Origin of the sequence: Helicobacter marmotae, assembly GCF_003364255.1 — a bacterium.
Lineage (GTDB): Bacteria > Campylobacterota > Campylobacteria > Campylobacterales > Helicobacteraceae > Helicobacter_C > Helicobacter_C marmotae.
This window is the reverse complement of the sequence record NZ_NXLR01000015.1, coordinates 18,294-43,306: the sequence shown is the minus strand read 5'-3', so window position 1 is coordinate 43,306 and position 25,013 is coordinate 18,294. Positions and strand designations below refer to the sequence as shown.

Genomic DNA, 25,013 nt, shown 5'->3' with positions numbered 1-25,013 from the left:
TTGATATATGGGAAAAAGCAGGGATTGTGCATTATTTAGGGCAGGTTGAAGATGTGCGAGAGTTTATCGCCTCTGCTTGCTGTGTGGTGCTCCCTAGCTACAGGGAGGGCGCACCGCGTGTGCTACTAGAGGCTATGGCTATGGGCAAGCCTATCATTACTACTAATGCCATAGGCTGCAAAGATTTAGTGCTTGAGGGCATAAATGGCTTTAGCTGCAAAGTCAAAGATACACATTCGCTTGCCAAAGCTATGCGCTCCATGCTGGAGCTAAAGGAGCAAGAATATACCAAAATGTGCCTTGAAGCAAGAGCATTTGCCAAAACCCATCATAATGTAGCACATATTATTGAAATCTATAGGCATGCAAGTCTGCTCATCTAAGCTACTTATCCTTAATCACTTATCCAAACGAGAGAGTAGCCAAAGGGCGATTTCATCGCTTAAAAATAATTCATTTGCACATAAAAATAACTTCCCTCCCTCTGTGCGGATATGGCACTTCCCTCCATGTATCAAGGGCATGAGGAGTTTATTATATGTGGGTTTTCCTTGCAGGTAGCAAAGTTTGTCATGTTGAGCATTTGTAAAATGCGAAACATCTCTGCCCAAATCACTAGTCGCACTTTTTGGTAATTCTAAGAGAGATTCTTCGGCTAAAGCCTCAGAATGACAAAATAATTTCCCTTGCGGGTAGCTAAGTTTGTCATGTCTAGCGGGAGTGGAAACGACCGAAGAATTCACGTGGGCGAGTAGTGGCTCGGGTAGAGATTCTTCGGTTGCACTTCGTGCTCCCTCGTGATGCCAAAGTGGCTGATTTTCTAGTGATTCTTTTGAAAAGTCTTTAGTAGATAAAAGAGATTCTTCAGCCTTACTTCCAAGACTAAAGAGCTGACAAACTTGGCTAGTGCTTAAGATTTGGGGTATAAATTCTTTGCTCTCTTGCAATGGCTTAGAATCACAAACCAATTTCCCTTGTGAAATAGCCTTATCCTCATTATGAGATTTAGTTTGAGAAGTAAGGCAAATATTGCTTTTAGTATCGAAATACTTTATATCCACGCCGCTCTTACACCGAAGCCCTAGCATAATTGCCTCTGTGCGTAAAGCCTCGCTGTCTAAATGCTCCACTTGCCGCTTTAAGGGCTCTGCAATATATTGCTTTAAATGCGGAGTGGCTTTTAAACGCCTATTCCCTACTCTCCCCACTGCCCCAGCGCCAAAGCCCAAATACTCCTCCCCCTGCCAATAGCCTAGATTATGTCGGCATTGATAGGATTGTTTTGCATAATTTGAGACTTCATATTGGCTAAATCCTTGAGCCACTAAGCACTCCCTTGCATAAAAGCTTAGCTCCTCATCTGAATCTACGCTATAGCCTTTTTGCGCAAAAAGAGAGCCACTATCGATACTTAGGGCATAGACAGATATATGCTTTAAGGGGAGTTTGCAAGCTTGAGTGATTTCAGATTCTATAAGAGTTTTACTATCTAGGGGGGTGTTTATCATTAAATCACAGCTTAAATTACTAAAACCTGCATTATATGCTGCATACATTGCCTTGTGTATATCCCTCACATTATGGTCGCGCTCTAAAAAGGCTAGCTTCTTTGCCTCAAAGCTCTGTATGCCCACACTTAGCCTATTTGCCCCTAAGGCATATAACTGCTTGCACCATTGCGCGTTAAGATGATTAATATTTGCTTCTAGGCTTATCTCACAATCCCTAGCAATATGGGTATTTTGATAAATACACTCAAAAATCATCTCATAATATTTCGCACCCAAAAGATTAGGCGTGCCCCCACCAAAAAATATAGAATCTATATGGTAATGCCTCTCTTTTAAGCCCTGCTCTATATCCACACATAAAGCCTTTATGTAATCATTATAATGCTCCTCCTGCCCCACAAAAGAATTAAATGCACAATACCCGCATTTGCTGCTGCAAAATGGTATATGGATATAAAGCAACACCATAGCCCCTTAGCATTAAAATGTTTATTACATATAATAGCTTATAATAGAATGATTTCATAGATACATAAAGGCAAGAGATGAAAATATATAATGAGAGAACATATAATGAAAATACTCCCAAAAAATATCGCCCCAATGTTGCTGCTGTAATTCTCTCAAGCGCTTATCCTAAAGAATGCAAATTCTTCATCGCTCATCGCCTTGATATTAAAGGCGCGTGGCAATTCCCACAAGGGGGGATAGATGAGGGGGAGAGCCCTAGAGTTGCACTCTTGCGTGAGTTGAAAGAAGAGATAGGCACAGATGATGTAGAAATCATTAGTGAATGTCCCCATTGGATTCAATATGACTTCCCTAGAAGCATGGCAAAGAAAATGTATGTAGGCTTTGCAGGACAGAGGCAAAAGTACTTCCTCGTACGCTTAAAAAATGAGGCAGAAATTAATTTACAAACAGCTATACCGGAATTTGATCAATACACTTTTGTAGATGCCCATGAGCTCTTTGAGCGCGTTACATATTTTAAAAAAGAAGTCTATAAACAAGTTTTAGGGCATTTTAAGAAAGAGGGCTATCTATAGAATCTTAAGCAAGAAGATTCTATGATTGCGACTTTATTTCACACTCTTAAGGATTGATATGCTTATCGTGCAAAAATATGGCGGTACGAGTATGGGAGATTGCGAGAGAATCCGCAACGTAGCCCAACGCGTAGCTAAAGCCAAAGCTCAAGGTAATAATCTTGTAGTGGTCGTATCTGCCATGAGTGGAGAGACTGATAGACTGATTAGCTTTGCCCAATCTTTCACTCCATTACCTAATACCAAAGAAATGGATATGCTTTTAAGCTCAGGAGAGAGAATCACCGCCGCACTCCTTGCCATAGCTTTAGAATCACTAGGCATAAAGGCTATTTCTCTAAGCGGGAGGGGTGCTGGGATTATTACAGATACTTTCCACACAAAAGCGCGCATTGCCTATATTGATACCACAAAGATTTTTCAGCTTTTAAATGAGGGCTATGTAGTGGTTGTTGCTGGGTTTCAAGGTATCTCTACAGATGGGGAGGTAACGACTCTAGGGCGCGGGGGGAGCGACCTCTCTGCGGTGGCACTAGCAGGTGCGCTTAATGCCACTTGTTGTGAGATTTATAGCGATGTTGATGGTATCTATACCACTGATCCGCGTCTAGTGAAGCAAGCTAAAAAGCTAGATAAGATTAGCTATGATGAAATGCTAGAGCTTGCCTCTATGGGAGCAAAGGTACTGCTTAACCGCTCTGTGGAATTAGCTAAAAAACTAAATGTCAAGCTCCTTTGTGCAAGTTCATTCACACAAGATAAGGGCACGCTTATAACCAAAGAGGAGGACATAATGGAAAAACCTATCGTTAGCGGTGTAGCACTTGATAAAAATCAAGCAAGAGTAAGCCTAAGTGATGTGCAAGATAGACCCGGCATAGCAGCAGATATTTTTGGCTTACTTGCGGATAATAATATCAATGTAGATATGATTGTACAAACTATCGGGCGCGATGGCAGAACAGATATTGACTTTACTATCCCTAAAACTGAAGTCAGTCTCACACAACAAGTGTTAGAGGGCTTTAAAAATGACTTTGGCAGCATAGAATATGATAATAATATCGCTAAAGTCTCTATTGTCGGGGTGGGTATGAAGTCCCACACCGGTGTAGCAAGCACGGCATTTAAAGCCCTTGCCCTTGATAATATTAATATTATGATGATAAGCACAAGTGAGATTAAAATTTCTATGATTATTAATGCAGAATTTGCACAAAAAGCCGTAGAAAAACTCCATAGCGTGTATAAACTGGAGCAATGAGATAATATGCAAAATATTCGCGATTGGCTTATCAACACCATACGAGAAGATGAAAAAAAGGGTGTGATGAGCGGCTGGATAGAAGAGAACCAATACCTCTTGCTCCCGGATATGTCTCGTATTATTAAAGATATGCTTAAAGGCGGTGCCCTTATTGTGCTTACAGATAATGCGCGCTCTTGGTTTGGAGAATATATTATTGCACATATCAATCAACCCCATAAAGGTCGTCCATTTTTCCCTATCGTGCAGATTACGCATTTACATGAAATGATAGATGCTAATGCACAAGGCGATATGAGGGGCTTTAACTTAATAAGCGATATGCTTGATATGATGTATTCTCACTATAAATTTTGGTACATTGGTAAAAATAATGCCCGCTCAAGCTTTGCTAAAGAGCACGATGGGGGCTGGTATTGGCTCCTTGATGAGAGTGAAAACAATATGTTAAATGCCACAGATGAGCATCTTGATTATAAATTAATCATTCTTTTTAAGCTTTTTAATAGAGCCATTCTTGCAGCCATGCTCAATAAAATTTCACTTGATATATAGGTATATCTATGATAGGGCTTATCCATATTACCCCCTTTATAGATGAGCTCATAGATGAGCTTACGCTTGAATGCGATGAGCAATATTATGAAGTCTTTCAAAGAGAAGATTTTAAGATTGATGATGCAAAAGATGTGATTGCTAAGGCGTATCTTTCATACGAGCAAGAAATGCGAATTATCATCGCTGCTAATAAATACAACATAGCAGCACAAAATGCACTTCTTAAAATCACAGAAGAGCCCCCAGAAAATATAACTTTTATTATCATCGCTAAAAATAAAAATGCCCTTATCCCTACTATTCGCTCGCGTATGCGACTTATAGCACATAAGCATAAAGCCCCTGTAGTGCCTTTTGAACTTGATGTCAAAAAGCTAAGTTTGCAAGATATTTATGAATTTTGCAAACACAATGATCGCTCCCAGCAAAGCAAAGAAGAAATAAAAATGCGTATCCAATCTCTCCTTTTTGCGCTGTTTCAAGCAGGGATTAAACTTAATCAAAAGGAGCTTGCACTCTTTGATAAAGCCATAGCCTTAAACCAAAATGACGCCACAGAAAAGCAAAATTACATTTTTCTCCCCCTTTTATTACGAATCTACCAAAAACAAAAGAAAAAGCCATGAACATACAAAGACTAAACCCCGCTTGTCTTTCCAAAAGCATAGCTGCCATTGGTGCGGATTCCACAGGGCAAAGCATTATGAATAAAAAAACACAAATCCTTGCTTTTGAAATTAGAGATTTAAGCTATGAAGCGGCAAATATTTTGAAGCAAGAAGCCCTAAGCGCAGGTGCAGAATGTGCCACGCCTAAAGGTTGCATTAGCCATAAGGGTGAGCATATCGTGCTGCTTTTTGGCACAAAAGCACAGCTTGAATACATGCTCCCTAAGCTCTCTATGCAGCCCTTTGGGTTAAAAACACTCAAAGCAAAGCTAAAATCGCATTTATATACATCTATGTATGAAAACGCCATTATGGCGATTGTCAATATCACACCTGATAGCTTTTATGAAGATTCAAGGCAGACATCTCAAAGTGCGATTGATAGAATCAATATGCTTTTAGCAAAAGAAGTAGATATTATAGATATTGGAGCAGCTAGCTCAAGACCGGGCAGTGAGCTTATAGAGCCTAATGAAGAGATAGCACGACTAAAGGAAGTTGTGAGCTATATTAGAGAGAATCATATCTATGATAAAGTGCGCTTAAGCATTGATACATATAATCCAAAAACCGCTGATTTTGCGCTAAGTGCGGGCTTTAGCATACTTAATGACGTAAGCGGGCTTGAGAGTGAAGCAATGATACAAATATGTGCTAAACATAAGGCAGAAGTCGTGCTTATGCACACCAAAGGCACGCCTAAATCTATGCAAAGTCTCACCCATACCTACACACATTTATTTGATGATATGGATAGCTTTTTTACACAAAAAATCGCCGCCCTCAAACAAGCAGGGATAGAAAAAACTATCCTTGATATTGGCTTTGGCTTTGCTAAAGATAAGGCTCAAAATATCGCCCTTATTAAGCATTTAGAGCATTTTTGCCACTTTGACTTGCCCCTACTTGTTGGCGCTAGCCGTAAAAATACTATCGGCGAAATTATAGGCAAAGGTGCGAAAGATAGGCTTGCTGGGACTTTAGCGCTCCATCTGTATGCCTTACAAAATGGTGCAAATATTCTAAGAGTGCATGATGAGAGTGAGCATATTGATATGCTTAAAATCTACAAGGCAATGCAATGAAAGATATAAAGCTCATAAAAGCATTTCTCCTACGTCATAACCACACAGAATCAGAAATAGAGCATTTAGAGAAAGAAGAGCTAATCAAGCTATATGAAGAAGATGTGCGTAAAGATACACTCAATTACTTGCACTATACCAATAAAGATAGCTATGTGATAACAAGCCCCTTTGATGAAGTGGATATTAGTGAGTTTAAAGCAAAAGTGCGTGAGAATCTCACAAACACCCTTCTGTTGATTGAAACCATTAAAGAGAGTTTTGATAACTTTAGCTATGCAGAGATTGCAGATATTCTCACCCTAAGTGTGCAAGATATATCCGCCCATAAATTGCAGAGAATCTTGCGTATTGCCTATCGTGAGTTCCAAGAAACCCTCCTTGATAGAATCGCCAAACAACTCAAAGACCTACCCGTTGAAGAATATAAAGTAATGATGAGTCATTATGAGAAAATCCGCAATGACACAGAACGTTTGCAAAATACCATTGCTGAGCTCTCAAATGAGAAAAAACGCGAGCAGATTCTAAAAATGGCGCATTTAAAACTCCATATCATCAAAGATTTTATGCCTACAGATATTTTTAATGACTCCTATAAGGAATATCTCAATAACACACCAGAAAAGCTCAAACTTGTATCTGAAATCCTCTCCCTCACAGGTATATATTCTAAAAGTCAGCTTAAAAATATGCCCCAAGAAGAGCTTGAAGCGATGAAAGAAAAGATCATTGAAGATAAAAAACAAGATGAAAAAGACCAAAAAATTTACAAACAATACACCCAAATGCTCGATGAATCAATGTATGGGGTAGATGATAAGGAGTTTAGCGATGTATGCACCAAAATCATTACCAACCTCAACGAAAGGCAGATTCTTATGATTACTGAATATCTTGATGCCAAAAACCCCATATTTTTAAACCGCTTTCATAGCCTTTATCGCGATTTTAGAAAGAACGCAAAACGCTAGAAAAAAGAGGAGAAATTATTTTGCAATTAAAAAATATGCCTTATAATAGCCCAGAGAAGGACTAGCAATGAGATATTGGAGATATATTTGTGCCCTTATGCTTTGTATAAATGCCATATATGGAGATTCTGAGTTTATAGACTTCAATAAACTTGAAGAAGAATTTCATATCCACACCCCAAATAATCAACAGCATATGAGTATTGATGAATTCATACAACGAGTAGAGCTTAACTCCATAGATCTTGCCAAAACTCGTGCTATGGGTAAGAGCCTACTTTATGAGGGGAGGGCAATGCGCGCAAGTAATAGCCCATATCTTGACGCAGAGCTTAGTCAAGTCAAATCCCCACAAGGGGGGAATGAGCTTGAGAGCACTATTTTATTTATGCTTGCCCCACGCTTGCCTTGGGTGAGTTACACGCTTAAACGAAGTTATCAAAACAAGATTCTAAGACAAGATAAGATTTATGAGCTAAGCAAACGTCTCGCCATTATTAGCGCAAAAAGGCTCTATTTAGATTATCTTGTCTTAGATGAGCAAAATCACATCTATGCCACTCGCTATGAAAATGCCAAAAATCAGCTCAAAATCTCTCAAGCCCAGTATGAAGCCGGGCGCATTAGCAAATCACAATATCTGTTTTTCAAAAGTGATTTTTTAGCCACCAAAGTAGCTTTTAAGACCTCTTATACTGAGTTAGCAAATACCCTTAATGCCCTCAAAGTAATACTTGGTATTGACACAGAGGGGAGTGTGGAAATTGAAGGGCTAGACTTTAGCTATCTTCATTTTGATAATGCCAAACTTGAATCACTTTTAGATGAAAGTCTCTACCTTGACATCATAGCCCTTGATATTAAAGACTACCAATACAGCGCACAAATCGCCTCTCAAAGCCGCTTTGATAATGTTGAAATCGGTGGGGGAATAGTCAAGGCAGAATCAAGTGATGGCATTATGTTTAAGCTTAAAGTACCCCTCCCCCTTACCACCAAATATGGTAATCAAAAGGCGCTCTACCTTGCTTTACAAAGTGGCTCTATCCGCGAGGGTGAGATTTTAAAAGATTCTTTATCTATGAATGCAAAATCTTATCTTGAGCAACTCTCTATGCAAAAGCAAACCATTGCCCTAGCAAAAGATAATGAAAATAATCGTGCAGAGTTAAGTGAAATTTCTCGCATTGGCTATGAAGCGGGGAAAACAAGTGCATTTGAATATTTGAGTGTCAAAAATGATCATCTTGATGCGATGATTGCCACCACGCAAGCAAAACGCGATTATATCTTAACACTCTCCAAACTTGAGGAGACACTTAGCTCCATTCTTAATCTCCCCACTACTCCAAGCACAAAGGCAAAATCATGAAAAAATACTTCCTTCTCCCTTTTCTTTTTATATACCCCTTGTTTGCTTTTGAGGAAATCATCATCTCACAAGATGAAATTGCCAAAAATGGCATTAAAATTATCCCTCTCAATCAAGCCTTTAACACTAAGGGCATAGCCTTTAATGCGCTTATTGACTTTGATGACAAAAGCTCAAGTACGCAGAGTTCGAGCTTTGAGACTATTGTGGTGCATGTCTATAAACGCGAGGGAGAATATGTAAAAAAGGGAGATTTGATTTGTGATATTAGCTCTAATGAATTAAGCGCGCTGTTTTTTGAGCTCACCAACACGCAAGAGCGATTAAAAATTGCAAGTGAAAATGAAGCCAAAGACAAATCCCTCTATAAAGCAGGCGTTATATCAAGGCGCGAATATCAGCTAAGCTATTTAGCAATGAATGAATTGCGCCTTAAACTCAATGAAGTGCAATCAAAGCTTGACTTACTTGGTATTGACCCAAATTTTATTAAAAATGGCACACAAGGTAAATCTGGATTCCCCATAGTGGCAAAAGCCTCTGGGATTCTCTCAGTAGCCCCTAAGCAAAGTGGAGAAAAAATCGAGGCTTTTACCCCATATGTGAGAATCTCACAAATCATCAATAACACAAGCAATAACTTGCTTGGGCGTATTAGAATCCCTCTGCACCTCTCGCATAATATCCAAAAAGGCGCACCGGTATTTGATGAGCATGGGAAAAAAATCGGTGAGATTGAGAGTATATCTGTAGTGATTGATAAAGTTTCAAACACTATCCTTGCCACAGCAAGTATCCCTAATACGAATTTTAAAGTGGGGGAAATGATAGAAGTCTATATCGATGGGCTTTTGCCTCAAGGCACGATACTTATCCCCTCTTCGGCTGTTATCAAAAATGGCAATGACTATCTGATATTTGTCCAAAGTGCCAAAGGATTCATACCGACTAAAATTGACAAGGTTGAGGAGAGAGATAATAGCTTTGTTATCAATCCTAAAGGACTAAAAAATACTAACAAAATTGCCACAGGCAATATCATTAGCCTTAAGGGTATGATGGATGGATTAGGGAGAGAATAATGCTAGCTAAGATTATTGAATTTTCGCTGCGCCAACGTATGATTATTATCCTTAGTGCGATTATGCTCTTTATCTTTGGGGCATATTCATTCCTTACTATTCCTATTGATGCTTTCCCCGATGTATCCTCCACGCAAGTAAAAATTATCCTCAAAGCCCCGGGTATGGCACCAGAAGAAGTAGAAAATCGCGTTGTTCGCCCCTTAGAGTTAGAATTATTAGGCTTACCTAATCAAAAAAGCTTGCGTAGCCTCTCAAAATATGGCATTGCTGATATTACAATTGACTTTAATGATGGCACAGATATTTATCTTGCACGCAATATGGTCAATGAAAAGCTCTCCACCACCATAGGAGACCTGCCCGCTGGTGTAAGCGGGGGATTAGCCCCGATTGTTACACCACTTAGTGATATGTTTATGTTCACCCTTGAGAGCAGTGATGATTCTATCTCTGAGACACAAAAGCGCGAATTGCTTGATTTTACCATTCGCCCGGCATTACGCGATATTAAAGGCGTAGCTGATGTCAATCGCTTAGGTGGATATGCTAAAGCGATTGCGATTGTGCCAGACTTTGATGATATGGCAAGACTTGGCATTACCATTAGTGATTTGCAAGAAGTCCTTGATGCTAATCTTAAAAATGATGGCGCAGGGAGGGTATCAAGAGAGGGGGAGAGCTTCCTTGTGAAAGTACAAACAGGAGCGAGCAATATACAAGAGATTAAAAATATCCCCATTATCACAAAGTTTGGCTACATACGCATAGGGAATTTTTGCGATGTGATTGAAAGCCATATGACGAGGCTTGGGCTTACTACCATTGATGGCAAGGGAGAGACCACACAAGCTTTAGTGCTCTCTCTCAAAGGAGCAAATTCACGCGATGTGATAAAAGAAATCAAAGCAAAAATGCAAGATCTCAAAGCACAATTACCGCCAAATTTAGAAATGCGCATATTCTATGACCGCTCAGAGCTCACACAAAAAGCCGTTAATAATGTCATCAAAACCCTTGCTGAAGCTATTGTGCTTATTGTGATTTTACTCTTTTTATTTTTAGGAGATGTCCGCGCAGCCGTAGCTGTAAGCGTAATCTTACCCCTTGCTATTGCTGTAGCTTTTGTGATGATGCGCTATTATGACATTTCAGCAAATTTAATGAGCCTTGGTGGCTTAGCCATTGCTGTTGGAATCTTGGTAGATTCTGCTGTGGTAACGGTTGAAAATGCCTTTGAGAAATTAAGCCTTGCAAAAAATGCCCCCAAACTTCACACTATTTATCGTGCGTGTAAGGAAATTTCTGTTTCTGTTTTTAGCGGTATTTTAATTATTATCATTTTCTTTGTGCCTATTCTTACATTAGAGGGCTTGGAGGGCAAATTTTTTGTCCCACTTGCACAAACCATTGTCTTTGCCTTGCTTGGCTCACTTGTGCTCTCTATGAGTGTTATCCCTGTAGTGAGCTCCCTTGTGTTAAAAGCCACACAACACCATGAAACAAGAGTAACGCGCTTTTTTCATAAGCTCTATGCTCCTATGCTTGAGTTTGCGCTAACAAAGACAAAACTCCTCCTTTGTGGGGCGGTGTGTTTTTTAATCGCAAGTTTTTCACTCTTCCCTTTTATAGGAAGCGCATTTATGCCCACATTGCAAGAGGGAAATCTCGTACTGAATATAGAATCTAGCCCCTCTATTTCCTTAGAGCAAAGCCGCGATGTTATGCTCCTTATGCAAAAGGAGCTTTTAGAGAAAGTACCTGAGATTCAAAGTGTCGTAACGCGCACAGGAGCTGATGAAGTGGGGCTAGACCCCGCAGGACCAAACCAAAGTGATGCCTTTATATCATTTAAGCCCAAAGATCAATGGAAGGCAAAAAATATGCAAGAAATAGAAGATAATATCCGTGAAGTTCTAAGCGAATTTAAGGGTATGAATATCGCACTTGTACAACCCATAGATATGAGAATCTCTGAAATGCTCACAGGCGTGCGCGGGGATTTAGCAATTAAAATTTTTGGCTTAGAAATAGAGGAGCTGAATAATTTAAGTGAGCAAATCGTAGATATACTTAAAGGTATCAAGGGCTCTGCTGAAGTTTTCACTACCCTCAATAAGGGGGTGAATTACCTCTATGTAACCCCACAACGTTCGGTTATGGCAAATACAGGCATATCAAGCGATGAATTTACAAAATTTATGCGCTCAAGTTTAGAGGGGATTATAGTAACCTATCTTGCACAAGGCTTTGCGAGAATCCCCGTTATCATTCGCCAAGATGCCAATATCGCTAGTGATATTACTAAGCTTAAAAGCCTGCAAATGAGCTCTTTAGATGGTAATGCTGTGCCCATTAGCTCTGTGGCTCAAATTAAAGAAGTCGATGGTCCCGTGCAAATACAAAGGGAGCAATCCAAACGATATAGCGTTGTAAGAAGTAATGTGATAGGGCGCGATTTAGGAGGATTCGTGCAAGAAGCAAAGCAAAAGATTGCAGAGCAAATCAAGCTCCCTAGCGGATATTCTATCACTTATGGTGGGCAATTTGAAAATCAGCAACGTGCCAATAAACGATTTTCAACCGTTATCCCGCTAAGTATCCTTGCTATATTTTTTATCCTTTTCTTTACATTTAAATCTATACCGCTCTCTTTATTGATTTTGCTTAATATCCCCTTTGCAGTTACCGGGGGGCTTATCTCGCTCTTTTGCTCGGGAGAATATATATCTGTGCCTGCTTCTGTGGGCTTTATCACACTTTTTGGCATTGCGGTGCTTAATGGGGTGGTTATGGTTGGGTATTTCTTGCAACTCCTTAAAGAGGGCTATAGCCTTGAAGATACCGTTGTGATTGGGGCAAAGCGACGTTTGCGCCCCGTGCTTATGACTGCATTTATCGCTGGACTTGGGCTTATCCCTATGCTACTCTCCCATGGCGTAGGAAGCGAGGTGCAAAAGCCCCTTGCTATCGTAGTTTTAGGCGGGCTTGTAACATCATCTATGCTCACACTTCTTATCCTCCCCCCACTTTTTAGAATGGTCGTTAAACGATTTGGAGTGTGATTTACTAGAGACTCCCCCAATTATCATATCTTAGGCTTTGTAAAAGCCCGAAGAATCTCTCTTGGCGACTAGTGACTCGTTTGTGAATTCTTCGGTCAGGCGTTGCCTTCCCTCGTGATGCCAAACTAATTTCCTTTGTAAGGTAATTTTATCTTGCGGATTGGACTTGTTGTCATTCTGAGCCTGTGAAACAGGCGAAGAATCTCTGTTAGAATCACTAGAAACTCTGCCACTATTGTCATTCTGAACCCCTGCAAGGGGTGAAGAATTGCTGTGGGCTTTCTGTGAAGCATCTCTACTTGGATTTCTAGTAAATGTTGTTAGTTTGTCATTCTGAGCTTGAGAATCAAGCGAAGAATCTCTGCAAGAATCACTAGAAAGGCAGCCATTTCGTCATTCCAAGCATTGCGAAGAATTGCTTTCAAAAACACCAAAAAGCACGACTAGTGATTCTTTAAGAGATTCTTCGCTTCGCTCAGAATGACAAACTTGGAGAATTTCTGGTGATTCCATTTTTTCTTTTTTTATAAGGGGGAGGGGCTTGAATTGCGAAGTCGCTCCCTCCCCCTTATATATCCCCCCCGCCATACTTTGTATGTCGTTCGAAGATATACTTCTCACCCCCGACGACGCTTTAAGAGGTGGCACTTCGTGCGATTTAATTTTATCGCAGTGAGAGCGTGTCTCACTGCTGAAAGACGTTTGGGATTCATTGTCATTCTGAGGCTTTACAAAAGCCGAAGAATCTCTTTTTGGATTGCTAGAAACTCTGCCACTATTGTCATTCTGAGGGAGCGTAGCGACCGAAGAATCTCTGTGGGTGACTAGTGATTCGGGCAGAGATTCTTCGCTTCGCTATAGACATGACAAAATAACAGAATCGCTAGTAAATCCTTTAAGGAGTCTTTAGTAGATAAGATTCCTTACCTTACCCTCCCCTCTTCCCTTAAAGCCTAAAGATAAACGCATTATTTACAGATACGAAAAATTTTTGAGTTATAATCGAATACCACCCATATAAGGAGATTGCATGTATCGCTTATTTCTTTGCGCACTTTTGGCACACACACTCATAGCAGATGATATAGATACACCCGCACACACTATGCAGCACCATGAGCAAATACTCCAAGCGCATTCTCCCACGCCATCAGAGCAGATGATAAATCTTATGCATGAGCCAATGATAGAATCTGCCTTTGTCGATGGGGACAATCTTGATTTGAACTTCTTATCTAATATGATCCCTCATCATCAAGGGGCGATTGAGGCTTCAGAGTTTCTCCTCAAGCATTCTAAAAATCAAAAAGTACGCGCATTAGCACAAAAGATTATTGAGACACAAAAAGCAGAAATCACCCTCTATGAAGAGCTACTGCCCAAACTCAAAGAGCAAAAAAAGCTCTATAGTCCCAAAGAAGTAACACTTTTTAATAACCAAGCAAAGGTAAATATGGAATCTGCAGAGAAAGCCATGAGTGAAATAACCCTTACACAACATCTAAATCATGATTTTCTCTTAAGTATGATCCCTCATCATCAAGGGGCGATTGAGGCTTCAAAGCAAATCCTCCAATACACCCAAAACGAAGAGATAAAATCTATCGCAGAGCATATTATTAACACACAAGAAGAAGAAATAAAAGCCATAGAGCTGCTTCTTAAGAGCATATAACACTTTATGCAAAAGCCAAACCCCACCAAGCCAAGCCCTATCCTTATAGGCAAAGTCCAAAAGCTCCTACTCGCGCGCCTAAGCCCACATGGGGCTTACCTTGTAGCAAGATATACTCAAAATGTACTTGCTCAAAATGCGCTTGCAAATAACCAACCTCCATTATATGAAGTGCTTTTACCCAATAAATTCCTCCCGCCTCAAAGCAAACTAGGAGAAGAGCTAGAGGTATTTGTCTATACAGATTCACAAGATAGACCCATTGCCACTACGCAAACTCCAAAAGCCCAGTGTGGGGATATTGCCGTGCTTGAAGTAGTAGGGCATTCGGCATTTGGTTGCTTTTTAGACCTTGGTATTGATAAAGATATTTTTATGCCATCAAAAACTCCCACAAACTATCGCTTACGCCAAAAGCTAGCCGTGCGCCTTATGCTTGACAAGCAAGGGCGCCTTATGGCTAAAAGAAATATCAAATCCACTCTCCGCCCCGCCAAAGCCTTTGCTATGCATAGCAAACTAAGGGTATTTGTTTTTGAGCAAACACCCCTTGGCTATGGCTGCGTTGTAGAAAATAACTACTATGGCTTGCTTTTTAAGCATCAAATTCCACAAGGAGCAGATATACACATTGGTACATATATTAATGCTTATGTGCAAAGCCACTCACATAATCACCATAATGATGGACTTAATCTCACGCTTTTTGCCCCCATGCATAGCCAGCATAAGCAGTCCCTTTTAGAATCTATGCCCCTCTCGTTGGATTTCTCATCCTCACCAACAGCCATTTTTGAGCAATTTCATATCAGTAAAAAGCTCTTCAAACGTCTTCTTAACGAACTTGTGAGAGAGAAAAAAATCGCTTTTATCAAAGAGCTTGGCATATTTAGACGTCTTGAACACTCAACACACCACAAGGAGCAGGTATGAAAGCACTTATCACAGGAGCATCTTCAGGCATAGGCGCAGCCATAGCTAGAGTTTTTACCCAGCATTCACATGAGGTGATTCTCTTAGCACGTAGAGAAGAGAAGCTAAAAGACTTGCAAAAGATTCTAGGCAAAAAATGCCATATAATCGCTTGCGATATTACAGATACACAAGCCATACAAGCCGCCCTTGAAGCTCCAGCATATCAAAACATTGATGTGCTAATCAACAACGCCGGCAAGGCTTTAGGGCTAAGTAGCGCAGATAGTGCAAATATAGCTGACTGGGAAGAAATGGTAGAAGTCAATATCTTAGGGCTTATTAAACTTACACATTTGCTTTTACCCAAAATGATAGCCCAAGGCGGAGGACATATTATTAATATTGGCTCTATTGCGGGGAGTTACCCTTACCCGGGCGGTAATGTATATGGGGCAAGCAAAGCCTTTGTGCGTCAATTTAGCTTAAACCTTAGGGCAGATTTATATGATAAAAATATTCGCATTAGCAATATCGAGCCCGGATTATGTGGGGGGAGTGAGTTTTCACTTGTGCGCTTTAAGGGAGATAAAACAAAGGCAGATGAAGTTTATAAAGACACCACTCCATTAATGCCAGAAGACATAGCCCAAAGTGTATTTTGGGTGGCTAATCTGCCTAAACATGTAAATATCAATACCCTTGAAATTATGCCGACAACGCAAGCTCCAGCCGCCTTAAATGTCTATAAAAGAGTGAAAAAATAAAAAATATATATTGAACATATTTTTCCATAAAGGTGGTAAAATCTTATTACTATACTCAAAGGACATTCATGCAGTGGAACACACAAACTTGGCGCGATAAACCTATCAAGCAGCACCCCGTTTATGAAGACAAAGCCCTTTTACAATCTGTAGAAGAGCAGCTTAAATCATACCCTCCACTTGTATTCGCGGGAGAAGCCCGAGCATTGCAAGAACGTCTAGCCCAAGCGTGCAGAGGGGAGGCGTTTTTATTACAAGGGGGAGATTGTGCGGAGAGCTTTTCACAATTTAATGCTATTAATATCCGCGATTTATTTAAGGTTATCATTCAAATGGGGGCGATTCTCACTTTTGGTGCTTCATGCCCTATAATCAAGGTAGGCAGAATCGCCGGGCAATTTGCCAAACCTCGCTCAAGCGATATGGAAAGTAATGGCGACATAAGCTTGCCAAGCTATCGTGGAGATATGATTAATGATATGGCTTTTACGCCTGAGGCAAGAGTGCATGACCCAAAGCGCCTTTTGCAAGCCTATCATCAAAGTGCAGCTACGCTGAATCTTTTGCGCGCATTTGCTCAAGGTGGCTTTGCAGACCTTAATCAGGTGCATAAATGGAATCTCAGTTTTGTAAAAAACAATGACTTTGGGCAAAAGTATGAAGAGCTTGCCTCGCGCATTACTCAAGCGCTTGACTTTATGAAGGCTTGTGGCATTAACCCAGACCATCCCGCTTTAAAAGAAACAGAGTTTTACACTTCCCATGAAGCCCTTGTGCTAAACTATGAGGAGCAACTCTGCAGGCAAGACTCCCTAACAAATGAGTGGTATGACTGCTCTGCGCATATGCTATGGATTGGGGAGCGTACAAGAGGGCTTGATGAGGCACATATAGAGTTTTTACGCGGTGTGAAAAACCCCATAGGTGTAAAAATAGGACCAAATGCAAGCAAGGCAGATATTATGGGCATTTGTGATATTCTCAACCCAGACAATATAAGCGGCAGGCTTAATCTTATCGTGCGTATGGGAGCGGATAAAATTAAAAGCAATTTCCCTACATTATTAGAATCTATCAACAAAGAGGGACGTGAGATAGTGTGGAGTTGCGACCCCATGCATGGCAATACCATTAAAGCAAATAATGGCTACAAAACGCGTGTGTTTGATAATGTGCTTGATGAAGTGAAAAGCTTCTTTGAAATCCACAAAGCCTGTGGAAGCTACGCAGGGGGTGTGCATTTAGAAATGACAGGCGCAGATGTAACAGAGTGTGTAGGCGGCTCACAAGCCATTACCGAAGAGGGCTTAGCATGTAAGTACAACACACAATGCGACCCTCGCTTGAATGCAACTCAAGCTATTGAAATGGCTTTTCTTATAGCAGATATGATTAAGCAAAATCGCTAACCTCCCTCCCCATCCCCCTTTTATAAAGGGCTTAGCACGACAAACTTAACTACCCCTAAGGGAAGGCAAGCCTGACTGGAGAATCCTTACTTAAATGCTGGATTTTTTGTCATTCTGAGCGGAGCCTCAGCGAAGTGAAGAATTTCTACTAGAAATATTGGACATATTATCATCTCTAAAGCCTGCATAGCAAACGAAGAATCTCTCTTGGAATGATTAAAAAGTGCGATTAGGGATTCTTTACCCTAAAGGATAAAGACAGGACAAAATTTCTTAGTTGTACTTTGCGAGTCTTTGTGCTAACAACCTAACCCCCTCAATTTGCTTACCTTACTTACATTTGCCCACATTTTTCAATGCTTAAAAATTCACAAAAAGTTATGAAAATGCTATATCTTATATGCTACAAAATGTAAAAAGTTAAAATTTATAAGTCAATTTTTATTGACATATTTAGAGAGATTTTATAAATTGAGAAGCGTTACTATTTTGGTAACAAAATTTTACTTGAAAGGAGTCTTTATGAAGAAGACATTTGTTTTTTTAGTACTTGCCTCACTTTTAGGGGCAAATTTTTGTTCAGGAGCAGAATCTTTAAAAGATTCTAAAGTAACAAGCCTATCTCAAGCAGATATGGAAGCATTGTTTCAAACATCTAATGTAAATGCCATTGTCTTATCAGAAGAAGAAATGAAAAACACACAAGGAGAAGCTGACCCGATTACAATTGGTATAGCAGTTGGAGCTGGTATAGCGACATATCAAGCCGTAGATAGATTATGGAAAAAAGTATTTAGATGGTAATCTAGGTGCTTAATGTAAGGAGGGTAGAGATGAAAAAATTACTTGCTGCTGCATTGTTATTTTCTGGTATTTCTAGCTTTAGCATGGACTATCGCATAGGTATAGGTGGGACATATAGCTTCTATGAATCTCAAGGAGAAGAGAAAATCACAGGTGGTGCAGGGTATGTTACCATTAATGCTAGAGAAATTATGGGACGTGTGTTATTTTCTACAGGGTTTGATATACACTATGGTAGGGTTAAAAGCAGCTTAGAGGGAAGCAAGAGTGAGAAGTTTGGACTTGGGAACTACCACCTCAAAGTAGGATTTAACCCATTTGGGGAGTCTCCTAGCACTTTTCTTAGCGTAGTGTATTCTTGGGATTGGCTCTATGGGAATGTCAATAGAGACTTTGAAACAGGGGCACATCTCATAGGCTTAGACCTCCATACTTTCATCAAGGGCAATAAAGTTACTTACGAATATGGAGTGGGCTATCACTATGTATTTCATAGTTATCACTATCTTGATAAAACTCGCTCAGGCATTAATGACTTCAGCTATGCTATTGATGCAAGGGTTGGCTATACATATGAGCTTTCACCTAAGGTAGCGTATTTTATCAATGCAAGAGGGAAGTACTATTCACTTGCGGAGTCAAAGCTTAATACCCCTGACTTTAATCGCCCAAAGACAGAACATGTATTAATGCAATTAGAAGTAGGACTTCAATTTTAGCTAAAAGAGCGTGCCTATAGCGCATGCTCTTGCTATAGTGCATAACATAATTCACAAATATAACACTAAAGGAGTTTTATGAAAAAGATATTATTTGTTTTTATACTTGCTTTGGGGGCAAGTCTTTCACTAGGAGCGGAATCTAGCAAACCTACATCAGCTTATCAAGCAAGCTTATCTCAAGCAGATATGCAAATGCTTTTTAAATCAAGCGATGTGAATGTGAAGATTCTTACAGAAAAAGAGATGAAAGAAACACAAGGAGAGGGGCTTTTAGTCAAGTTTGCTACATTTCTTGCAAAGAAGATGCCTTTCAATAACAAACACCCAAGACCATGGAGAGCCATATAATCTAGCCTTGCCATAGTGCAAGGCTCTCCATCACTTCTAAAAATTCCCTCTATATGCCATACAATACGTATATTTCCCTTCCCTAAAATCAACCCACAAAGATATATTTTTCACCCAAGCAGGGCTTAAAAAATACGAAATACCAAACCCCAAAGCCGCTCCACTTAACACTTGCAAGGTTGTGTGTTTTTGAGCGTGGATTCTACTCACGCCCACAGAAGTAGCAAGGATACCCACAGGCAAGGCTACTTTCCAGCCATATCGCTTGAGTGCAAAGCCCACAGAGCTAAACGCCCAAGAGGTATGCCCAGAGGGAAAGCCATCAAATCTGCCATTATTTGGACGTTGTGAAATTCTTGCTTGAGATTCGCTCCTTTGCGCAAGCACTACAAAGCTTTGCTTGATGATATGTGAGCTTGCAAGTGTTGTGCCAGCAGCGATAGCCTGCCATCTCACACCCTGCATATCTCCTAAGCTATAGCTATATGCCATCATCGCTAGAGGCAAAACCTGCATAACATCACCATAGATTTCAAATCCTCCCCTCTTTTGAGAAAAGCCCTGTGTAAGGCATATACAGCTTAGAAATATCATATACATTTGCTTCATACGCTTCTCCTTTGGAGCAAGGATTGTATATAAAGCTTGCATAAAATATCTTTATGTTATGAGAATATTTGCTTGGCTATTGCCATCCAAGATATGGCAACGTTTTTGATACTTTAAAGCCTTATTTGTAGCCTATATTGAGGCTTTGTAAAAGGCTGGGCTGCTCTACAAAGGTAGCTTTGCCACCTCTTTGGGTGGCGTGAGCCTAAGCAAGAATCTCTACTTGGATTTCTAGCAGATTCTATCCCGTTGTCATCACGAGAGAGGGCGCAAGCGGAGGCGAAGAATCTCTCTTATCTGCTAAAGACTTTTCAAAGGAATCGCTAGAAAATCTGCCCTATTGTCATGTCTAGTGCGAAGCGAAGAATCTCTAAAGGAATCACTAGTCGCTAAAAGAGATTCTTCACCCCTTGCAGGGGTTCAGAATGACAATGAGTCCAATCCGCAAGACAAAATTACCTCACAAGGGAAGTTAGTTTGTCATTCTGAGGGAGGGCAGAGCCCGACCGAAGAATCTCTGTGGGCGACTAGTGATTCGTTTTGTGAATTCTTCGGGCATAAAGCCCGCAAGACATGACAAAGTAACTGCCTTTCTAGCGATTCTGTTAAGGAGTCTTTAGTAGATAAGAGAGATTCTTCGGTCGCTACGCTCCCTCAGAATGACAAACTAACGGAGTCGCTGGTAATTCCACTAGAGACTCTTCGCGCTAAAAGCCCTGCAAAAGGCGACAAACTTCGCTACCCGTAAGGGAAAACTACCCTACAAAAGAAATGAATTTGCCATCTAACAAGCACACAAATATAGCAAAGAATCTCATTTATCCAAGCAAAATGCGCATACTAAAACTTAACGTTTCAAATTTAGGGCTTCTTTGACTAAATCATCGCCTGTGGTGAAAGCCTTAGCATTCATCGAATACCCCCTTTGCATAACGATCAACTCCGTAAGCGCATTACCCACATCGACATTACTTGTCTCAAGGTATTTATAGAGTATAGAGCCAAATTTAAGTGCCTTGCCATCCCAGCCTAAAATCGGTCGCCCGCTTATAGTGCTACTATCCCCATTGACAACCATTTCTGTCATTTCAAAGAGATTCCCCCCCACTTTTTTTAAGCCCTGATCATTCACAAAAGCCGCTACGCCAACGCGCCCCATAGGCTCATACGCACCATTATCAAAAGCTAAAAATATAATGCCATCTTTATCAATTCGTATATCTCTCAAATGCCCCTCACTCATACCATCTTGCTCTTTGCTGATTATGCCAGAATCCCTATAGACTAAATTTGAGCTGGGCACTTCATTTGTCCCTGCGATGTTATAGGTTATTTTTTTATCACCAAAGGCAAGTTCCACAGGCTCTGCACTGGGTTTGCCATTACTATCAAATTCTATATTATGCACCACATATTCTGGGCTTATCATAATCTCCCCTTGTTGGTCAAATATAGCCGAATGCACTTCCCATTGTTCGCCCTTAGGGGGAGATGAGAGACTATCCCCGGAAGAAACCATAAAATAACGACTTTGTATCAAAAACTTTTTGCCACTTTCATCATAAATTTCTACATTGGTTTGGTAGCTAGGCATTTGGATAAAGCTACTATAAAAGCTATCTCCATGTATTTCCTGCCAGCCTAGCTTATCCACCTTAGGGTCACTTGAGCCATTATCAAGAATCTTGCGATAGAGCTTGCCCTCATAATTGACAATATCATCAACATTATAAGTGCTATCCTTATCATAAGCAGGCGGGAGGGAGAATTGCATATCAGCTATTTCTTCCCAATTCCCCGAATCAATGGGGTTATTCCCCGCACTCTCTGTCCTTTTATAAATTTTACCATCACTGGAGACAATGTCCCCCTCTAAATATGTGGCATCTTCACTCCAAGCATTCAGCCCGCTCGTATCCAAAATACGCCAATTTTCTGTATCGCTAAATGGGTCTTGGCTTGTCCCTTGCTCGCCTGTGCGGATAAACACTACATTTTTATACTCTACAATCGCATTTTTTTCATACGCCTTATTGGGGCTAAAGTTCAAGCTAGCTCCACTACTAAAAGATTCATTTTTACCCTTAAAGCCTAGCTTATCAAAAAGGCTGCCGCCAAGTTCGATATTGAGATTCTTATAAGAATTATTGCGCAGCTCTAGACTTACCTTTTGATCTACCTTATTCTCAACATTTCTGCTTACTTCTAAATCTAATCCCGCCTTGTCATGGAGGAGCTTTTTTAGCTCATTAAAGGTGCGGAATTCCCCTGCTTCTTCCCCACCTTGCCCATATTTAAACACAAGCACTTCTTTTTTGCCATTTTTTTCAAGGCTTAGGCGCACTTCATTATAGCTTGGGGCATTGATTGGGGTATCATCAGTAGCAAAGGCATTAATATCTGTATCCATAAAACGTTGCATATCAAATACGTCATCTTTATCCTTAAAAAATGCACTTACAGATATAGCTCCCTCATTTTTGTTTAAATTCGCACTTAAATCAACTTTCGTAGTCAGCACAGGGTGATAGTAGAGATTTTGGGGGATTTGGAGTGGCTTTAACGCCCCAGAGGAGAGTGCGGCAAAGTCTTTATCTTCATCTTTACTTGCGCTAAAGACATCATTTTCTATCTTGCCTAAGTCTATGCCATACATATAATAACCACCGCTATTGACAATATAGCCCTCCCCATCGCGCGTAAATGAGCCATCACGCGTAAAGTAGGTTTTTTGCTTTTTCTCATAGCCATCATCTTTAATCTCAAAAGAACCGCTCTTTTGCTCCCCTACAACAAACCAGCCTTTGCCCTCATAAGCTATATTAAACTCCCCATCGCTTGCCTTATAATTCCCACTACGCGTGGAAATAGCATTGCTTGATTTATTTGCTCCATAATTCATATCATTACTAATAGGCGAGCTTGAATTGAGGGTATCTAAATGGGAGCTAAAGAGGCTTTCAAATTGCGGGATATTCTCTCTATAGCCAATGGTATTGACATTAGCGATATTATTAGAAATAGAATCTAGCCCAAATTGATGTGTTTTAATCCCGCTATAGGCGTTGATTAAAGTGCCATTCATAGCTTGTGATCCTTATTGTAAAATTCAATCGCGCTCTCAATAGGCAAAATCATATCCCCCATTCTTAGCATAGGCGAACCTTTATCAAAAATAATACTCTCTACCTCCCCTCTTCCCACGCGAGCGGTGTGATATTGCTTTGTCTCCTCATCGAGGTTATATTCTGCGCGGATATTGTAAGTGCCTTCTTCTACTTGCTTGCCTTGGTCATCTAAGCCATTCCATTCAAATTCCAAATATCCACTTTGATTCGCCCTATCTTTGAGGGAGATACTTCGTATCATTTCGTTATTACTATCAAAAATATATACCATAGGATCGCCCCTGCTTGGGTCTATCTTTTGGTCAAAATAAATAGAGAATTTCGAGGGCTTGCCTCTTTGAATATTAATGCCAAATACATCTGTTTCAGCGACTTTGCCAATCATTGAAACGGTATTTAGAGCATTTAGCTGAGCAGTTAGGATATTAGATTTTGCATTATCTTGCATAGCAGCATTGAGGGCTTCAAGGGATTGCTTCATTTGCTCTTGGAAGTCTCTAAGTTCCTTATTGGTCTCTTGCGTGCTTTTCATCGCTTCGGCGACTTCTACCATAGTTTTTTTATTTTGCTCTTGCATTTCTACTTGAGTGAGTTGGGCTGTTTGGGTGATGATTTTATCTGTTTCCATAGGAGCTGTGGGGTCTTGATTTTTCAACTGCTCTAAAAAAAGCCTCATAAATGCGTCATTATCAAGCTCATTAATATTGCGCACTTTTTCTTTCTCTTTGGCTATTTTTGCCGCACTGCCTGTAACTTCTGCTAAATCAATTGCCATTTCATCTCCTTATTTAGGCATATTTGGGGAGAGTGATATTCATTGTGTGCATTTCATTCTCTTTGCTATCTTCTAAGCTATTTTCATTCCTTTTTTCAGTATGGTTGCCTTGATTGGGATTTTGCTCATCGCCCTTTGTGCCACTCCCATTATCATTAGTGCTAAAGTTTAAATCCACATTATCAAAGCCTACTTGTGTAAGGTGATTCTTAAAATCTGCCTGATTTTGTAAAAATAATCCAATTGCCGTAGCATTTGAGACAACCTGCACATGCAAATCTTTCCCCTTTTTGGTAATCGTTAGCTCTAAAGTGCCTAAATTGCTAGGATTAAGCTCCATAGATAATTTTGTCAAAGGTGGCTTGTAGTTTGCTACCTCCTCGCGTAAAGTCTGTGCAAAATACCTCATATTCTCCCTTGCAACAGCCGCCCTATAGAGCACTTGTGCGCGGGAAGTCTCTTTTGTCTGCATAAGCTCTGTATGCTGCTTTTGCGGTGAGGATTTTTGCGCTTTTTGTGCTTTATGCTCTTCTATCTCTTGCTTCTCTCTATGCTTTTCTTTCACACTTAGCATTTCCTTAAAGCCCTCCTCCTCTTCATACCCATTAGGCATAAGAAGCTCTTCAAACTTTATATGCCCCTCCTCTGTTGGCATACTTTTTGACTGAATCTCCTGTGAGATGGTGCTTTTAGGGTTTTTATTTGGATTTTGCTCTTTGTTGCTATTTTTATTTTTGGCAGGTTCAAGGAGATTTTGTGCTAGCGTCTCTGTAGCTCTATTTGAGCCTTGCTGTGGCTTTGGCATTTGGGCTTTGGGAGCTTTAGAGGTAGCAACTTGGGGGAGCTCTTCTTTATGGAGATTTTCCTCTATGAGCTCTTTTTGCGCTTCTTTTTGCATTTTTTCATCTTCTATAATAGGCATTGCTAGACTTTGCTCTTTTATCACTTCTTTTATCACTTGATCTTTGGGGGGTTGTAGTACTTCTTTTGTGCTTTTTTGTGGATTTTGTGGATTTTGCACACCTTGTGTGTTGCGTTTGGCTTGTGCGGGCATACTCTCCTCTGCTTTGGGCTTTGTCTTTTTTGACTTTGCTTTTTGCTTCTTTGGAGATGCTTTCACTTCGGGTGCTATTGCATCTGCAGGGAGTAAAGATTCTTTAAAAGCTAAATTCGTATCTGCCTTTGGCGAAGTATTCAAAGCCTCTTTAAGTAGGCTTTGATTTACCTTTGGCT

Annotated in this window: 25 protein-coding genes; 19 read left to right on the top strand and 6 right to left on the bottom strand. The window is 40.3% G+C overall.

Annotated features, from left to right (window positions below):
• Positions 1-383: glycosyltransferase (locus CQA63_RS07515; protein ID WP_115511856.1), on the top strand; the 383-nt coding region annotated here is incomplete at its 5' end.
• Between the two features lie 15 nt (positions 384-398).
• Here the strand turns inward: CQA63_RS07515 and hemW are convergent.
• Positions 399-1,979, bottom strand: coding sequence for a radical SAM family heme chaperone HemW (gene hemW, locus CQA63_RS09510; protein ID WP_233706607.1), 1,581 nt, complete (start codon positions 1,977-1,979; stop codon positions 399-401).
• Between the two features lie 77 nt (positions 1,980-2,056).
• Here hemW and CQA63_RS07505 point away from each other — a divergent pair, with 77 nt between their 5' ends.
• The 9 genes from CQA63_RS07505 to CQA63_RS07465 all read left to right on the top strand — a co-directional run bounded on the left by CQA63_RS07505 (position 2,057) and on the right by CQA63_RS07465 (position 12,631).
• The gene (locus tag CQA63_RS07505; RefSeq protein WP_104699924.1) at positions 2,057-2,560 is read left to right on the top strand and encodes an RNA pyrophosphohydrolase; all 504 of its coding nucleotides are present in this window, start codon (positions 2,057-2,059) and stop codon (positions 2,558-2,560) included.
• A gap of 58 nt (positions 2,561-2,618) precedes the next feature.
• Complete coding sequence (locus CQA63_RS07500) at positions 2,619-3,824, top strand: aspartate kinase (protein WP_104699925.1); 1,206 nt, start codon at positions 2,619-2,621, stop codon at positions 3,822-3,824.
• A 6-nt stretch (positions 3,825-3,830) separates the two neighbouring features.
• Positions 3,831-4,382: a HobA family DNA replication regulator gene (locus tag CQA63_RS07495; RefSeq protein WP_104699926.1), complete on the top strand. Its 552-nt coding sequence runs from the start codon at positions 3,831-3,833 to the stop codon at positions 4,380-4,382.
• An 8-nt stretch (positions 4,383-4,390) separates the two neighbouring features.
• Positions 4,391-5,011 carry a DNA polymerase III subunit delta' gene (locus CQA63_RS07490; RefSeq protein ID WP_104699927.1) on the top strand — a complete coding sequence of 207 codons (621 nt, stop codon included), beginning with the start codon at positions 4,391-4,393 and terminating at the stop codon, positions 5,009-5,011.
• A complete protein-coding gene (gene folP / locus CQA63_RS07485; RefSeq protein WP_104699928.1) occupies positions 5,008-6,138 on the top strand; it encodes a dihydropteroate synthase in 1,131 nt (376 codons plus the stop codon). The genes CQA63_RS07490 and folP overlap by 4 nt, the downstream gene beginning before the upstream one ends.
• Positions 6,135-7,112: a hypothetical protein gene (locus CQA63_RS07480; protein WP_104699929.1), complete on the top strand. Its 978-nt coding sequence runs from the start codon at positions 6,135-6,137 to the stop codon at positions 7,110-7,112. Before folP ends, CQA63_RS07480 begins: the two co-directional genes overlap by 4 nt.
• Before the next feature lie 67 nt (positions 7,113-7,179).
• The gene (locus CQA63_RS07475) at positions 7,180-8,484 is read left to right on the top strand and encodes a TolC family protein (RefSeq protein WP_104699930.1); all 1,305 of its coding nucleotides are present in this window, start codon (positions 7,180-7,182) and stop codon (positions 8,482-8,484) included.
• A gap of 38 nt (positions 8,485-8,522) precedes the next feature.
• Positions 8,523-9,566, top strand: coding sequence for an efflux RND transporter periplasmic adaptor subunit (locus CQA63_RS07470; protein ID WP_483401379.1), 1,044 nt, complete (start codon positions 8,523-8,525; stop codon positions 9,564-9,566).
• On the top strand, positions 9,566-12,631 hold the full coding sequence (locus CQA63_RS07465; RefSeq protein WP_104699932.1) for an efflux RND transporter permease subunit: 3,066 nt from the start codon (positions 9,566-9,568) through the stop codon (positions 12,629-12,631). Before CQA63_RS07470 ends, CQA63_RS07465 begins: the two co-directional genes overlap by 1 nt.
• 393 nt (positions 12,632-13,024) lie before the next feature.
• Here the strand turns inward: CQA63_RS07465 and CQA63_RS07460 are convergent, their stop codons facing one another.
• A complete protein-coding gene (locus tag CQA63_RS07460) occupies positions 13,025-13,279 on the bottom strand; it encodes a hypothetical protein (protein ID WP_147288755.1) in 255 nt (84 codons plus the stop codon).
• Between the two features lie 3 nt (positions 13,280-13,282).
• On the opposite strand from CQA63_RS07460, the gene CQA63_RS09890 reads away from it, so the two are divergent.
• The 8 genes from CQA63_RS09890 (at position 13,283) to CQA63_RS07425 (ending at position 19,268) form a co-directional block, all read left to right on the top strand.
• Positions 13,283-13,459 carry a hypothetical protein gene (locus CQA63_RS09890; protein WP_170128388.1) on the top strand — a complete coding sequence of 59 codons (177 nt, stop codon included), beginning with the start codon at positions 13,283-13,285 and terminating at the stop codon, positions 13,457-13,459.
• 202 nt (positions 13,460-13,661) lie between these two features.
• Positions 13,662-14,306, top strand: coding sequence for a DUF305 domain-containing protein (locus CQA63_RS07455; protein WP_104700525.1), 645 nt, complete (start codon positions 13,662-13,664; stop codon positions 14,304-14,306).
• A gap of 6 nt (positions 14,307-14,312) precedes the next feature.
• On the top strand, positions 14,313-15,239 hold the full coding sequence (locus CQA63_RS07450; protein ID WP_104700524.1) for a S1-like domain-containing RNA-binding protein: 927 nt from the start codon (positions 14,313-14,315) through the stop codon (positions 15,237-15,239).
• Complete coding sequence (locus CQA63_RS07445) at positions 15,236-15,985, top strand: SDR family NAD(P)-dependent oxidoreductase (protein ID WP_104700523.1); 750 nt, start codon at positions 15,236-15,238, stop codon at positions 15,983-15,985. The genes CQA63_RS07450 and CQA63_RS07445 overlap by 4 nt, the downstream gene beginning before the upstream one ends.
• Before the next feature lie 68 nt (positions 15,986-16,053).
• Positions 16,054-17,394: a class II 3-deoxy-7-phosphoheptulonate synthase gene (locus CQA63_RS07440; protein ID WP_104700522.1), complete on the top strand. Its 1,341-nt coding sequence runs from the start codon at positions 16,054-16,056 to the stop codon at positions 17,392-17,394.
• A gap of 522 nt (positions 17,395-17,916) precedes the next feature.
• The gene (locus tag CQA63_RS07435) at positions 17,917-18,198 is read left to right on the top strand and encodes a hypothetical protein (protein ID WP_104700521.1); all 282 of its coding nucleotides are present in this window, start codon (positions 17,917-17,919) and stop codon (positions 18,196-18,198) included.
• Between the two features lie 29 nt (positions 18,199-18,227).
• Positions 18,228-18,917 (top strand): hypothetical protein, encoded by a 690-nt coding sequence (locus CQA63_RS07430; protein WP_104700520.1) that lies wholly within the window; start codon positions 18,228-18,230, stop codon positions 18,915-18,917.
• Between the two features lie 78 nt (positions 18,918-18,995).
• Positions 18,996-19,268 carry a hypothetical protein gene (locus tag CQA63_RS07425; protein WP_104700519.1) on the top strand — a complete coding sequence of 91 codons (273 nt, stop codon included), beginning with the start codon at positions 18,996-18,998 and terminating at the stop codon, positions 19,266-19,268.
• A 36-nt stretch (positions 19,269-19,304) separates the two neighbouring features.
• Here CQA63_RS07425 and CQA63_RS07420 read toward each other — a convergent pair whose 3' ends face one another.
• On the bottom strand, positions 19,305-19,877 hold the full coding sequence (locus CQA63_RS07420; protein WP_158655512.1) for a phosphatase PAP2 family protein: 573 nt from the start codon (positions 19,875-19,877) through the stop codon (positions 19,305-19,307).
• 340 nt (positions 19,878-20,217) lie between these two features.
• Between CQA63_RS07420 and CQA63_RS07415 the strand changes: the two genes are divergently transcribed.
• Entirely contained in the window at positions 20,218-20,454 is a 237-nt protein-coding gene (locus CQA63_RS07415) for a hypothetical protein (RefSeq protein WP_147288754.1), read from the top strand.
• A 270-nt stretch (positions 20,455-20,724) separates the two neighbouring features.
• Here CQA63_RS07415 and CQA63_RS07410 read toward each other — a convergent pair whose 3' ends face one another.
• From CQA63_RS07410 to fliK, 3 genes are read right to left on the bottom strand one after another with little or no spacing between them, the layout of a single operon-like run.
• Positions 20,725-22,962: a flagellar hook-basal body complex protein gene (locus CQA63_RS07410; protein WP_104700517.1), complete on the bottom strand. Its 2,238-nt coding sequence runs from the start codon at positions 22,960-22,962 to the stop codon at positions 20,725-20,727.
• Positions 22,959-23,780, bottom strand: a complete 822-nt coding sequence (gene flgD / locus CQA63_RS07405) for a flagellar hook assembly protein FlgD (RefSeq protein WP_104700516.1) — start codon at positions 23,778-23,780, stop codon at positions 22,959-22,961. Before flgD ends, CQA63_RS07410 begins: the two co-directional genes overlap by 4 nt.
• A gap of 13 nt (positions 23,781-23,793) precedes the next feature.
• Positions 23,794-24,978, bottom strand: coding sequence for a flagellar hook-length control protein FliK (gene fliK / locus CQA63_RS07400; protein ID WP_104700515.1), 1,185 nt, complete (start codon positions 24,976-24,978; stop codon positions 23,794-23,796).
• Between the last annotated feature and the right edge of the window lie 35 nt (positions 24,979-25,013).

Excerpts from the sequence above, each read along its gene's own strand:
- CQA63_RS07410 (WP_104700517.1), bottom strand. The coding sequence starts at position 22,962 with ATGAATGGCACTTTAATCAACGCCTATAGCGGGATTAAAACACATCAA.
- flgD (WP_104700516.1), bottom strand. The coding sequence starts at position 23,780 with ATGGCAATTGATTTAGCAGAAGTTACAGGCAGTGCGGCAAAAATAGCC.
- CQA63_RS07425 (WP_104700519.1), top strand. The coding sequence starts at position 18,996 with ATGAAAAAGATATTATTTGTTTTTATACTTGCTTTGGGGGCAAGTCTT.
- CQA63_RS07450 (WP_104700524.1), top strand. The coding sequence starts at position 14,313 with ATGCAAAAGCCAAACCCCACCAAGCCAAGCCCTATCCTTATAGGCAAA.
- CQA63_RS07465 (WP_104699932.1), top strand. The coding sequence starts at position 9,566 with ATGCTAGCTAAGATTATTGAATTTTCGCTGCGCCAACGTATGATTATT.
- CQA63_RS07475 (WP_104699930.1), top strand. The coding sequence starts at position 7,180 with ATGAGATATTGGAGATATATTTGTGCCCTTATGCTTTGTATAAATGCC.
- CQA63_RS07500 (WP_104699925.1), top strand. The coding sequence starts at position 2,619 with ATGCTTATCGTGCAAAAATATGGCGGTACGAGTATGGGAGATTGCGAG.
- CQA63_RS07430 (WP_104700520.1), top strand. The coding sequence starts at position 18,228 with ATGAAAAAATTACTTGCTGCTGCATTGTTATTTTCTGGTATTTCTAGC.
- CQA63_RS07505 (WP_104699924.1), top strand. The coding sequence starts at position 2,057 with ATGAAAATATATAATGAGAGAACATATAATGAAAATACTCCCAAAAAA.
- CQA63_RS07455 (WP_104700525.1), top strand. The coding sequence starts at position 13,662 with ATGTATCGCTTATTTCTTTGCGCACTTTTGGCACACACACTCATAGCA.
- CQA63_RS07480 (WP_104699929.1), top strand. The coding sequence starts at position 6,135 with ATGAAAGATATAAAGCTCATAAAAGCATTTCTCCTACGTCATAACCAC.
- CQA63_RS07495 (WP_104699926.1), top strand. The coding sequence starts at position 3,831 with ATGCAAAATATTCGCGATTGGCTTATCAACACCATACGAGAAGATGAA.
- folP (WP_104699928.1), top strand. The coding sequence starts at position 5,008 with ATGAACATACAAAGACTAAACCCCGCTTGTCTTTCCAAAAGCATAGCT.
- CQA63_RS07445 (WP_104700523.1), top strand. The coding sequence starts at position 15,236 with ATGAAAGCACTTATCACAGGAGCATCTTCAGGCATAGGCGCAGCCATA.
- CQA63_RS07490 (WP_104699927.1), top strand. The coding sequence starts at position 4,391 with ATGATAGGGCTTATCCATATTACCCCCTTTATAGATGAGCTCATAGAT.
- CQA63_RS07435 (WP_104700521.1), top strand. The coding sequence starts at position 17,917 with ATGAAGAAGACATTTGTTTTTTTAGTACTTGCCTCACTTTTAGGGGCA.
- hemW (WP_233706607.1), bottom strand. The coding sequence starts at position 1,979 with ATGGTGTTGCTTTATATCCATATACCATTTTGCAGCAGCAAATGCGGG.
- CQA63_RS07440 (WP_104700522.1), top strand. The coding sequence starts at position 16,054 with ATGCAGTGGAACACACAAACTTGGCGCGATAAACCTATCAAGCAGCAC.
- CQA63_RS07420 (WP_158655512.1), bottom strand. The coding sequence starts at position 19,877 with ATGAAGCAAATGTATATGATATTTCTAAGCTGTATATGCCTTACACAG.